Here is an 11,905-nt window from a genome sequence, read left to right on the forward strand (position 1 = left end):
ATCCGCTTGATCTCCGCTGCAATCAATGAACCTTCCCGGGACTATATATCAATAAAGGAGAAAAGGCCGTCGTTCTTCTTCCCAGGCCTGCTCCTCCGGCACCGCCAGCGCGTCCAGGTCCGCCGCAACAGCATTGTCATCGTCCACCCACTGGCGCAGCAGCGGGCTTCCGTTGATCACGTCGATGGGCAGCTTTCCCAGTTCATATTCATAGGGAAAATCGCGCCAAAGGCCGTAATCGGGCGACAGCGAACGAATGGCCTTGAACGCCAGCGCCTGCAAACGCCAAGGACGGAAGGCCGCATGATCATAATGCGGTCCCTCGGCATGAATATGGACGCCGCTGCACAATTGCCCAACATGTTTGTGGAACGTCGGCTCGAACCAGCAGTCGCGCAGCACGCATCCGGCCAGCCATTGCGGCGCGAACCTCTGCATTTCGGTGATGACTGCGCGGGCATCGATGTCTGGCGCGCCGAACAGCTCCAGGGGACGTGTGGTGCCCCGCCCTTCCGAGAGCGTGGTTCCTTCCAGCATGACCGTCCCCGCATAGGCCCGCGCCATGTTGAGATTGGGGGCGTTGGGACTGGGATTGATCCAGATCCGTTCCTCAACCGGCCAACCAGAGCCGGGTGCAGCGTCAGGCCGCCAGCCTTCCATGGTGATGACCGAATAGTCGACGCCGATCTTGTAATGGGCGATGAACCAATGCCCGAGTTCACCAAGGGTGAGCCCATGGCGCATGGGAATGGGCCCTGCACCCACAAAGCTCTCCCAGCCGGGACGCAATGTCAGTCCCTCCACGGGCCGTCCGGCGGGATTGGGCCGGTCGAGCACGACAACCTGCTTCCCATGCTTCGCCGCCGCCTCCAGCACGTAGAGCAATGTCGTGATGAAAGTATAGATGCGGCAGCCCAGATCCTGCAGGTCTATGAGGATCACATCGAACGAGTCCATCATCTCGTCGGTCGGACGCCGCACTTCTCCATAAAGGCTGAAGACGGGGATGCCATGCACCGGATCGCTGAAATCCGGCGACTCCACCATATTGTCCTGCTTGTCGCCGCGCAGGCCATGCTGGGGACCAAAGGCGGCGCTCAAGCGGATGTCTTCGCATGCCGCAAGAGCATCCAGGCTATGCGTGAGATTGGCAGTCACCGAGGCCGGATGGGCAAGCAGCGCCACGCGCTTGCCGGCCAGCGGCGCACGAAGGCCTGGATCGGTGATCAGTCTGTCTATGCCGAATTTCATGAACCACTCGCTGCCCGGAGTTGCAGCGCAAAGCAATCCCGAAGATGAAAATCGGGCTTCTCCGACGGATGGGTCAGGGCCCACCAGGACTTGCCCCCATCCTGCTCTTCAATCACCGCAGAAAGGCCGAGAGCGCGGTTGAGATCGGGCACGAGGGGGGCAAGATCCAGTTCTACAGCCACGTCTAGCCGGTTGCCTGATCGCTCGACGGCAATCACAGGCCGAACGCCCTGCGCCGGACGCATGCCGCTGCGGTAAGCATCGAACAGATAGGCGGCCCAACATGTCGAAGGGGAAAAGTTGAACTCTGCATAGGCGCTTCCCTCGAGAGCCAGGAACAGCTCGAAGCAGGTCGTCTGCCAGAGATTATCCTGTCTGGCCGGAGGAGCGAGGGCGGGAATGTCGAGCGCGGACACACCGCCTGAGAGCGAATATTCCACCCGAAGCGAAACCGGTCCCGTCTGGGCCACAATCGCCTGGCACATCTCCACCGGCGGACAGGCGCTTGCCGGATGGCGGATCAGTGCCACTTCTTCCAACACTCTACCCAAGCGACCAACCCCATGCTATGCGCCCGCGCGCTATGACTGATTTCAACTCCGATCTTCTCCGCTTACTCGACCAGCGCGGCTATATCCACCAGATCACGGATGGCGAAGGGCTGGATGACCTTGCCGCGCGACAAGTCATTCCGGGGTATATCGGCTTTGACCCCACCGCCCCTTCCCTGCATGTCGGACATCTGGTCTCGATCATGATGCTGCGTCAACTGCAGAAGGCCGGGCATAAGCCGATCGTGCTGATGGGCGGCGGTACAGGCAAGATAGGTGATCCGAGCTTCAAGGACGAGGCCCGAAAGCTGCTGACCGAAGAAACGATCCAGGAGAATGTCGCTTCGATCCGGCGAGTATTCGAGCAGTTCCTGACCTTTGGCGATGGACCCAGTGACGCAATCATGCTGGACAATGCCGAGTGGCTCGACAAGCTGAAATATATCCCCTTCCTTCGGGAGGTTGGCCAGCATTTCTCCGTCAACCGGATGCTCAGTTTTGACTCAGTGAAGATGCGGCTCGACCGGGAACAGTCCCTAAGCTTCCTTGAGTTCAATTACATGATCCTCCAGGCCTATGACTTCCTGGAACTGTCGCGGCGTGCCGCCTGCCGGTTGCAGATGGGCGGGTCCGATCAGTGGGGCAATATCGTCAATGGCGTGGAGCTTGCCCGCCGCATGGACGGAAGTCATGTCTTTGGGCTCACAACGCCGCTGCTCACCAATGCCGACGGGACCAAGATGGGCAAGACCGTGGGCGGCGCGGTGTGGCTGAATGAGGATCAGCTTTCCAGCTATGATTATTGGCAATTCTGGCGGAATACGGACGACCGCGACGTTACCGCGCGGCTAAGGCTGTTCACAGACCTTCCCTTGGACGAGATCGGCCGGCTAGCGGCGTTGCAGGGCAGCGAGATCAATGAGGCAAAAAAGGTCCTCGCCAATGAAGCCACCGCTCTTTGCCGGGGCGCTGAAGCCGCGGCGCAGGCCGCGGAAACCGCGCGGCGCACCTTTGAGGAAGGGGCCGCCGACGCGCACCTGCCAACGGTCAAGCTCGGTCCCGACATGACCGTCATGCAGGCGGTGACCGGCCTCGGCTTTGCTGCCTCCAACAAGGAAGTGAAACGAAAGGTGGCTGAAGGGGCCATTCGCATCAATGATGTGGCGGTCAGCGATCCGATGATTTCGGTCGAGGTTGGCGACAAGATCAGCTTCGGAACGAAGAAACATGGGCTTGTAGTCGCCTGATCCAAACCGATTTTTGTCGCGTTAACCATAGCTGGTCGGATTCCGTTAGCAAAAAAGACATTAGCCTCCGCTCAGGGGAAGAACGGGGTGCGACAATGAAGAATCTGCGTTCGCTGAGTGAGCCAGCCAGCCCGGCCCATGCCCGCCGCGCCGGCAGGGACTTGGTTGATTTCAAGACGAGCTTTTCTTCGTATCAGGGGGAGGGCGATCTGCATGTCGTCAACATCTCCCGCCTGGGCCTTATGGCGCGGACAAAGGCAGCGGTCAGCAAGAGCGAGCGGCTGATCGTGCAGCTTCCGCTGTGCGGCAAGGTTGAAGCGCTGGTCCGCTGGGTGGAAGATGGCCGGATCGGAACTGAGTTCGTCACCCCCGTCTGCGAGCGGACCTATGCCAGGATGCTGGCGCTCATGCCGGGGCGGCAACAGGCCTGGTGAGGTCCATACCCCTTATCAGGCTGTTCCCATAACTTCTTCCTGAGCAAGGAAAATCGGGCGATCGGCATCCGCGCCGCCGACCAGATGCCGGTTGCGCGGCAGCGCTTGCGGCATTTCGTCGCGCAGAAACTTCATGACCGCCTCCCTCACATCGCAGCGAAGGTCGAAAGCATCGCCTGCGTTGCGGGCACTGAGCAGCGCGCGCAATTCCAGCGCTTCAGCCCGATGCTCGGTCACCTGCAGGATAGCGACGCGCTTGTCCCAGCGGGGATTGGCGGCAGCCGCTTCCTCTATCTTGCGCCGGATCCGGCCAACGTCCGCCCTGGGGTCCACATGGAAGAAGACGGTGCCGAGCAGATGGCTGGTCTCTCGCGTCCAGTTCTGGAAGGGCTTTTCCAAAAACCATGACACCGGCACGACCAGCCGCCGGTCGTCCCAAATCCGCACCACCACATAGGTCAGGCGAATTTCCTCGATCCGGCCCCACTCCCCTTCGACGATGACGACGTCGTCGATGCGGATCGGCTCGGTAAAGGCCATCTGGATGCCGGCGATGAGATTTTTGAGCGCGGGCTGGGCCGCGGCGCCAAGGACCAGGCCCGCTATGCCCGCCGAAGCCATTAGCGTGACGCCGATTGTTCGGACACCAGGAATGGCGATCAATATCATCGAAAGGGTGATGAAGCCGATCAGGAATTGCGTGATTCGATGGAGGATAGCCACCCTCGTCCGCCGCCTGCGCGCCTGCAGATTGTCCGCCACGCTGATGTCGTTGCGAAGCTCGACGATTTGGCGAAGAGCGCCGGTAAAGGCGATCGCCAGCCAGCCGACCATGGCGGCCAGCACCATGCGCGACCCGACGCTCCAATAGCGTTCAAGCGCATCTCCTAGCGGCAGGGGTTCGACCACGATACCAAGCGCAAGCAGCACCATCAGCCATCGGACGGGCTGTTGCAGGGCGCACAGGACGATGTCGTCATCTTCCCTCCGGGTGCGGCGGATCAGCCGCTTCATAAGCCAGAAGGCAAGCGCATGAAGCAAAAGCGCGGCCGCAATGGCAGCGGCAATCAGCGCCAGAGCGCCGAGCGGCGTTCCAGGCGTGGCGATGGTCAGGTCAGCTCGGGTCATGGAGAAGGCAACGCGAAAGTGCCCCATGATGTTTCGCCGGCCGCTGCGGGGACGGGATAAAGCCACCCGAAGTCCCGTTGGGCAGCGATATCATCGCCAAACTATATGGGGGACGGCCGTTCTTTGTCCCTCTCCCAAGGGGAGAGGATATGGAGGCTTGGCTGCGTGCAGCCTTGCCGGAATTGGTGAGGGGCTGTGCCCCATCAGTAGGGGGACAGCCCGCCGCGCTTGACCAAATCGTCACCCGCTCCGCAACAACCCCACGGCTACGTCGCGTTCGAAAAGATAGAGGCAAATGCGCGCCGCCTCTCCGCGCACGCTGCCCAGGCCGCCGTCGCGGTCGACGAGCAGGCGGGCGTCATCCCGGGCGGTGGAGACCAGGGCGTCAATCTGTTCGGGCGTTGCAAGGCGGAACTGGGCTTCACCAGACTGACGCGTGCCGAGGATTTCGCCCGCGCCGCGCAACCGCAAATCCTCTTCAGCGATGCGGAAGCCGTCATTGGTTTCCCGCATCAGGGCGAGGCGCGCGCGGGCCGTCTCGCTGAGCCCATTGCCGCGAATGAGCAGGCACACGGATTTCTTGTCACCGCGCCCCACCCTGCCGCGCAACTGGTGGAGCTGGGCGAGACCGAAGCGGTCCGCGCCCTCGATGATCATCAGGCTGGCATTGGGTACGTCGACACCCACCTCGATCACCGTCGTCGCCACCAGCACCTTGATATCGCCACGCTGGAAGCGCTCCATGACCGCATCCTTTTCCGGCCCCTTCATGCGGCCATGGACGAGCCCAATGCTCTCGCCGAAACGGAGCCGCAGCGCTTCGGCGCGGTGTTCGGCCGCCGCCAGGTCGGTCTTTTCGCTTTCCTCGACGAGGGGACAAACCCAATAGGCCTGCCCTCCCCCGGCCATATGGCGGCCAAGGGCATCCACGATCTCCGGCAAGCGCTCTGCTGAAAGGACGCGGGTTTCGATCGGCTGGCGGCCAGGCGGCATCTCGTCGAGACGCGAAACGTCCATTTCCCCATAATAGGTGAGGGTCAGCGTGCGCGGAATGGGCGTCGCGGTCATCGCGAGCAAGTGGGGGGTGTGGTCAGCCTTGGCCGTCAGCATTATCCGCTGGGCGACACCGAAGCGGTGCTGTTCATCAATCACGGCCAGGGCAAGATTTCGGTAGCCGACCCGCTCCTGAAAAATGGCATGCGTGCCAACCAGAATGTCGATCGAGCCGTCGGCAAGACCCATCAAAGTTGATTCCCTTACCCTGCCCTTTTCCCGGCCAGTAAGGATTGCGATGTTGACCGGAACGCCCGCCAACATGCGCTGAAGCGTGGCGAAATGCTGGCGCGCAAGGATTTCGGTGGGTGCCAGCATCGCACCCTGTGCGCCTGCTTCGACAGCATTCAAAAGCGCCATAAGGGCCACCAGCGTCTTCCCCGCACCAACGTCTCCCTGCAGCAGGCGGAGCATCGGCTGGCCCTGCGCCATGTCCCCCGCAATCTCCGCATTGGCCAGGCGTTGCGCGCCCGTGGGAGAGAAAGGCAGCTTCACCATGGCGCGCAGGCGGCCATCACCCTCAATCGAAATGCCCCTCCGCTTGCGGGCGCTGGCGCGAACCAGCATCAGCGCGAGCTGGCCAGCAAAGATTTCATCATAGGCCAGACGCTCCCGCGCCTTTGCGTTGGCGGGTTCGCTGTGCGCGGCGCATAGGGCTTCGCGCCAGGCGGGCCAGCCCTTGCGGGCGAGCACACTAGACTCGATCCACTCGGGAAGCACCGGCGCCCGCTCGACCGCCTGCGCGGCGATATGGCGCATTCGGTTGTTGCTGAGCCCTTCGGAGAGCGCATAGACGGGCTCGCGCTCCGGTACGTCATTGGCCTCTTCAGGTGTAAGCACATAGTCCGGGTGAATGATCTGCAGTTCCTGGCCATACTGCTCCAGCTTGCCGGAAACAAAGCGCTTCTCACCCAATGGCAATAGCTTACGTGCCCATGCCGAATTTTTTCCGAAGTAGACCAGCGAGACGTAATTGCCATGCGCGTCGGTCGCGTGAACGCGGAAAGGCGCGCGGGCGCTGCCGCTCGCCCTGTAATCCACAGGCGTCAGTTCGATGGAGATAGTATGGCCTGCATCGGCCATATTGAGCTCGCCCACGCGCTTGCGATCGATCCAGTTCACCGGCAAGTGAAAGGCAGCGTCCGCCGCCCGGCCAAGGCCAAGGCGCTCAAGCGGCTTGCTGAGCTGAGGCCCCACGCCTTTCAGCGCCGAGATTTCGGCAAAGAGCGGATTGAGAATATCGGGTCGCATGATTATGGAAAGGTCTTATATCGAAGCCGGCTGGCCTTGAAAGCGCCTGTCGGCCGATTTTTGTTGTGCCGCTTCTCGGTGGCCGCTGTCTTTCCGTTCGTCCCGAGCGGCGAGATAGGAATGGAAAGGCCAGTTTGCCCATGGAAAACGACATTCGCCTGCGCCGCCTGCAGTTCCGGGCCTGGCACCGGGGCACCCGCGAGGCGGACATGATGATCGGCAGCTTTTTCAACCGCTATGGAGCCGGATGGTCCGCCGCCGAGTTGGACTGGTTCGAGCGGCTTCTGGAAGAAGACGATGTGGATGTCATGGCTTGGGCCATTGGGACGCAACCGGTGCCGGAGGAATTTACAGGGGCGCAGATGGAGGCGATGAAACGGCTGGATTATATCGAGATTCCGGGGTGAATTGCACTCATCCCATGCCCTTTTTCCGTTCGGGCTGAACCTGTCGAAGCCCTCCCTTCAAGAAAATAGAGCCCTTCGACAAGTTCAGGGCAAACGGACGATAGATCAATCACATAGTGACCGACCTTCAGAAGATCCTCAAAGCCACTCATCCCCTGACCCTTGCAGGCGTGCCGCAGGGATTTTTGCCGTGGCTGCTGGCGGACCTGGCGCGCGGGGCGAAGGGGCGTGCGGTCTATATCGCGCCGGACGACAGCGCCATGCAGGCGGTGGCGGATACCGCTGCCTATTTTGCGCCGGAGCTGGAGATCATCCGCATCCCCGCCTGGGACTGCCTGCCCTATGACCGGTCCTCCCCTTCTCTACGTTCCATGTCGGAGCGGCTGGCGGGATTGCACGCCCTGCAGGAGAAAATGTCCAGCCCGCAATTGGTGGTCACCACGGTCAATGCGATCACTCAGCGGACACTGACGCCCTTTCGCATCCGGCAATTGGTGGCGCGGCTCGCTCCGGGCGAAAGCATCCCCCTCGAGAAACTGGCGGAACTGCTGCAATCCAACGGCTATGTGCGAGTGGAAACGGTGGCAGACGCAGGCGAATTCGCTGTCCGCGGCGGCATTGTCGACCTCTTCCCCTCGGGCGAGGAGAAAGGCCTGCGGCTCGATTTCTTCGGCGACGAGATAGAGAGCGTGCGGCAGTTCGATCCCGCCGACCAGCGCACCATCGGACGGGTTGACGGTTTCATCCTGCTTCCCGCGTCCGAGGCGCTGCTGGACGCGGACAATATCAAGCGGTTCCGCAGCCGCTATCGTGAGACCTTCGGCGCCACCGCAACGGGCGATCCGCTGTATCAGGCGATCAGCGACGGCCGGCGGCTGGCTGGGATGGAGCATTGGCTGCCGCTGTTCGAGGAAAAGCTGTCGACGCTGTTCGAGCATCTGGGCGAGGATGTGCTTTATGTCCGCGACAGCGGCGTATCCAGCGCGGCGCTCGCTCGATTCGAGGCGGTGCAGGATTATCATGCCAACCGCAGGCAGGCGGCGTCCTCCGACCCCGGCAGCTACAGGCCGTTGGAACCTGAACAGCTTTATTTCTCATCGGAGGAATGGTCCGGGCGCATCGACAAGCATGCCGTCCACCTCGCCATTCCCTTCCACGAACCGGAAAGTGAGCAGGTCGTCGATTTCGGCGTCGACAATGCCCGCGATTTCGCGCCGGAACGGGCGCAGAACGCCAATGTCTATGAAGCGGTAGGCAAGCATATCGCCTCGCTTCAGCGGGCAGACAAGAAGGTGGTAATCGCCAGCTACTCCGTGGGTGCTCGGGAGCGGCTTTCAGGGCTGCTCGCAGACCATGGCGTGAAGCGGCTTGCCAAGGCCGAGGATTGGCAGGAGGCACTGGGCATCGCGGCTGGCGGGGCAGCGGCGCTGTCGGTCCTGCCGCTCGATCACGGCTTTACCGCGCCCGATGTGGCGGTGCTGACTGAGCAGGACATGCTGGGCGACCGCCTGGTGCGGCGGCAGAAGCGCAAGAAAAGCGCCGACGCTTTCCTCGCCGAACTGGCGACGCTGACGCCGGGCGATCTGGTCGTGCATGTCGATCATGGCATCGGGCGCTATGAGGGGCTGACGTCCATCCCGGTCGGCAACAGCCCGCATGACTGCGTCGCGTTGGAATATGCGGGCGGCGACAAGCTATATGTGCCGGTCGAGAATATCGACGTCCTTTCCCGCTATGGCAATGACCATGACGGGGTGATGCTGGACAGGCTGGGCGGCGAAGCCTGGCAGCGGCGCAAGGCGAAGATGAAGGAGCGCATCCGCGAGATTGCGGGCGAGCTCCTGAAAACCGCCGCCGAGCGCGCTTTGCGCCCCGGACAGGTCGCCGAGCCCGACAGCGGCGGCTATCCGGCCTTTGTCGATCGCTTTCCCTATCAGGAGACGGACGATCAGGACCGGGCGATCGGGGATGTGCTGGACGACCTGGCTGCGGGCAGGCCCATGGACCGGCTGGTGTGCGGCGATGTGGGCTTTGGCAAGACCGAAGTGGCCCTGCGGGCCGCCTTTGTGGCGGCGATGGCGGGCATGCAGGTCGTGCTCATCTGCCCCACCACCTTGCTCGCCCGGCAGCATCACATGAATTTCGAGGAACGGTTCAAGGGCTTTCCGCTGAAGATCGGGCGCCTGTCACGGCTGGTGAGCGCCAATGAGGCAAAGACGGTGAAGGAAGGGCTGGCGGACGGCACCATCGATGTGGTGGTCGGCACTCATGCTCTGCTTGCAAAGGGGTTGGAATTCAATCGCTTGGGGCTCGTTATTGTGGACGAGGAACAACGCTTTGGCGTCGTCCACAAGGAGCGGCTGAAGCAGCTCAAGAGCGATGTGCATGTGCTGACGCTCACGGCAACGCCGATCCCCCGCACCTTGCAGATGGCCATGTCGGGCCTGCGCGAACTGTCAGTTATCCAGACACCGCCCGTCGACCGGCTGGCGGTGCGGACTTATGTGATGCCTTGGGACCCGGTCGTGGTGCGGGAGGCGCTGCTGCGCGAACATTATCGCGGCGGGCAGAGCTTCTTCGTCGCGCCGCGCGTGTCGGACCTGACCGACATCGAGGAGTTTTTGCGCAAGGACGTGCCGGAGGTACGCTATGTCGTGGCGCACGGCCAGATGGCGGCTGGACAGGTCGAAGAGCGGATGTCCGCCTTTTACGACAAGCGCTATGACGTGCTGCTGTCCACCACGATCGTGGAGAGCGGGCTGGATATTCCAAGTGCAAACACGCTCATCATCCATCGCGCCGACCGGTTCGGGCTGGCGCAGCTCTACCAGCTTCGCGGGCGTGTGGGACGGTCGAAGACTCGTGCCTATGCCTATTTCACCACGCCAGCCGACCGGCTGATCACGGAGACCGCGGAAAAACGCCTCAAGGTGCTGTCGGATCTAGATAGCCTTGGCGCGGGTTTCCAGCTTGCGAGCCATGACCTTGACATTCGCGGCGCGGGCAATCTGGTCGGCGACGAGCAGTCGGGACACATCAAGGAGGTCGGCTTCGAACTCTACCAGTCGATGCTGGAAGAGGCGATCATGGAGGCCAAGGCGGGCGGCGCAGGCTTGGCGCCGCGTGAGAGCTTCTCGCCCCAAATCACTGTAGATGCGCCGATAATGATCCCGGAGAACTATGTCCCTGATCTCGACCTGCGCATGGGTCTTTATCGCCGGATGAACGAGTTGGAAGACCGGCGGGGGATCGAAGCCTTTGCGGCTGAACTCATCGACCGGTTCGGCAAGCTGCCCGATCCGACCGAAAATCTGTTGCGCGTCATCGAGACCAAGATGAACTGCATGAAGGCAGCGATCGCCAAGATCGATGTGGGGCCCAAGGGCGCGCTGGTCAGCTTCCACAATGACAGCTTCCCCAATCTACCGGGCCTCATCGCCTATGTGCAGCGGCTGAATGGCGTCGCGAAGCTGCGACCCGACAGCAAGCTGGTGATCAATCGTGCCTGGGGCGATCCCAAGGCCCGGATCAATGGGGCGCTGCAATTATCGAAGGGATTGGCGAAGGCGGCGGGATAGAACCCGCCGCCTTCCTTATCGGCCGGTTCAGACCGTTTGCTTGGTCCTTGTGCCGGTCGAGGTGCTGGCTCCGGTCGAACCTGCAGCCATGCTTGAAGCGCCGGTCGTGCTGTTGCCAAGGCCAGCGCCCTGCATTTGGACCCGCAGATTGTTCTGGACGTTCTTCACGCCCGACACATCTTCTGCGCAATCCTCTGCACGGTGCTTGACGTCGCGAGCATCGACGGTTCCGCTCAAGGTGACTTCGCCGTTGGCGACGCTGACCTCGATGTTCGAAGCATCGACGCGCGGGTCGTCGCACAGGCGATCGCAAACGTCCTCGCGGATGCGATCATCGGAGCGAGTATAGCCTTTTGGCCCGCGCCCGCGATATTCGTCCATCCGGCGGCGGCGTTCCGCATCCTCATCGCCGAACCAGGAGCGGACTTCGTCTCCAGTCCGTTCCCACCAGCCGCGATCTTCCTCGCCGCGCATCGGCTCGCGATAACCGCCATAGGAACTACCGCCCCTGCGCGACCAGTCGCTGCCATAGCTGCCCGAACCGCCATAGGTCCCGGAGCCTGTGTAGCCGCGGCTGCCTTCCCAGCCGCCACCGCCCCATTCCTCATTCTCGCGGCCGGAACTGTAGCGGCCGCCGCGCTGGCCATATTCGCCCCCATAGGCGCCTTCGCGGCCATAGCCATAGGAGCTGCCTTGGCGATAGTCCTCGTCACTGCCGCCGCCATAATTGCTACGGCCATAACTTCCGGCCTCGCGGCCGCCGCCATAATCGCCACGGGACCCGCCATAGCTGCCACCATAGCGGCCGTAATCCCCGCCATATTCGCCGCCGCGATAGTCGCCGCGGGAACCCTGGCGATAGCGTCCCTCATCTCTCCATCTCTCTGCCATGTCATGTCCTTTCCTGAGATCGCATGTCACCCTCCGGGTGATCACCGGTTCACGGAACCTCATAAAACCGCGGAGGGTAGCGCTACTGTTCCAATGCGTCCGGGCGGTACGGGT

The 11,905-nt window shown here is 62.2% G+C and carries 9 protein-coding genes; 4 read left to right on the forward strand and 5 right to left on the reverse strand.

All coding sequences use genetic code 11. From position 1 onward, the window contains the following. Nucleotides 1-48: 48 nt before the first annotated feature. Nucleotides 49-1,251 (reverse strand): DUF1343 domain-containing protein, encoded by a 1,203-nt coding sequence (locus tag VJS46_RS03185; RefSeq protein ID WP_324057888.1) that lies wholly within the window; start codon nt 1,249-1,251, stop codon nt 49-51. Continuing rightward, nucleotides 1,248-1,793 carry a DOMON-like domain-containing protein gene (locus VJS46_RS03190; RefSeq protein ID WP_414707958.1) on the reverse strand — a complete coding sequence of 182 codons (546 nt, stop codon included), beginning with the start codon at nt 1,791-1,793 and terminating at the stop codon, nt 1,248-1,250. The genes VJS46_RS03185 and VJS46_RS03190 overlap by 4 nt, the downstream gene beginning before the upstream one ends. A gap of 41 nt (nt 1,794-1,834) precedes the next feature. Here VJS46_RS03190 and tyrS point away from each other — a divergent pair, with 41 nt between their 5' ends. Further along, entirely contained in the window at nt 1,835-3,049 is a 1,215-nt protein-coding gene (gene tyrS, locus VJS46_RS03195; protein ID WP_324057890.1) for a tyrosine--tRNA ligase, read from the forward strand. Nucleotides 3,050-3,144: 95 nt separating this feature from the next. After that, nucleotides 3,145-3,483, forward strand: coding sequence for a PilZ domain-containing protein (locus tag VJS46_RS03200; protein WP_324057891.1), 339 nt, complete (start codon nt 3,145-3,147; stop codon nt 3,481-3,483). A gap of 15 nt (nt 3,484-3,498) precedes the next feature. Here VJS46_RS03200 and VJS46_RS03205 read toward each other — a convergent pair whose 3' ends face one another. Both VJS46_RS03205 and recG read right to left on the reverse strand, forming a co-directional pair. Next, nucleotides 3,499-4,611, reverse strand: coding sequence for a mechanosensitive ion channel family protein (locus tag VJS46_RS03205; RefSeq protein WP_324057892.1), 1,113 nt, complete (start codon nt 4,609-4,611; stop codon nt 3,499-3,501). Between the two features lie 240 nt (nt 4,612-4,851). Continuing rightward, nucleotides 4,852-6,915: an ATP-dependent DNA helicase RecG gene (gene recG / locus VJS46_RS03210; protein WP_324057893.1), complete on the reverse strand. Its 2,064-nt coding sequence runs from the start codon at nt 6,913-6,915 to the stop codon at nt 4,852-4,854. A 140-nt stretch (nt 6,916-7,055) separates the two neighbouring features. Between recG and VJS46_RS03215 the strand changes: the two genes are divergently transcribed. After that, nucleotides 7,056-7,322 carry a succinate dehydrogenase assembly factor 2 gene (locus VJS46_RS03215; RefSeq protein WP_324057894.1) on the forward strand — a complete coding sequence of 89 codons (267 nt, stop codon included), beginning with the start codon at nt 7,056-7,058 and terminating at the stop codon, nt 7,320-7,322. A 116-nt stretch (nt 7,323-7,438) separates the two neighbouring features. After that, nucleotides 7,439-10,900, forward strand: coding sequence for a transcription-repair coupling factor (gene mfd / locus VJS46_RS03220; RefSeq protein ID WP_324057895.1), 3,462 nt, complete (start codon nt 7,439-7,441; stop codon nt 10,898-10,900). A gap of 27 nt (nt 10,901-10,927) precedes the next feature. Here the strand turns inward: mfd and VJS46_RS03225 are convergent, their stop codons facing one another. Further along, nucleotides 10,928-11,791, reverse strand: coding sequence for a BON domain-containing protein (locus tag VJS46_RS03225; protein WP_324057896.1), 864 nt, complete (start codon nt 11,789-11,791; stop codon nt 10,928-10,930). Nucleotides 11,792-11,905: the final 114 nt, after the last annotated feature.

Origin of the sequence: Rhizorhapis sp. (genome assembly GCF_035276005.1) — a bacterium.
In the GTDB taxonomy this organism is placed as follows: domain Bacteria; phylum Pseudomonadota; class Alphaproteobacteria; order Sphingomonadales; family Sphingomonadaceae; genus Rhizorhapis.

Bases quoted from the DNA above. Each gene is read 5' to 3' on its own strand.
- VJS46_RS03205 (WP_324057892.1), bottom strand. From the start codon at position 4,611: ATGACCCGAGCTGACCTGACCATCGCCACGCCTGGAACGCCGCTCGGC.
- tyrS (WP_324057890.1), top strand. From the start codon at position 1,835: ATGACTGATTTCAACTCCGATCTTCTCCGCTTACTCGACCAGCGCGGC.
- VJS46_RS03215 (WP_324057894.1), top strand. From the start codon at position 7,056: ATGGAAAACGACATTCGCCTGCGCCGCCTGCAGTTCCGGGCCTGGCAC.
- VJS46_RS03225 (WP_324057896.1), bottom strand. From the start codon at position 11,791: ATGGCAGAGAGATGGAGAGATGAGGGACGCTATCGCCAGGGTTCCCGC.
- VJS46_RS03185 (WP_324057888.1), bottom strand. From the start codon at position 1,251: ATGAAATTCGGCATAGACAGACTGATCACCGATCCAGGCCTTCGTGCG.
- recG (WP_324057893.1), bottom strand. From the start codon at position 6,915: ATGCGACCCGATATTCTCAATCCGCTCTTTGCCGAAATCTCGGCGCTG.
- VJS46_RS03200 (WP_324057891.1), top strand. From the start codon at position 3,145: ATGAAGAATCTGCGTTCGCTGAGTGAGCCAGCCAGCCCGGCCCATGCC.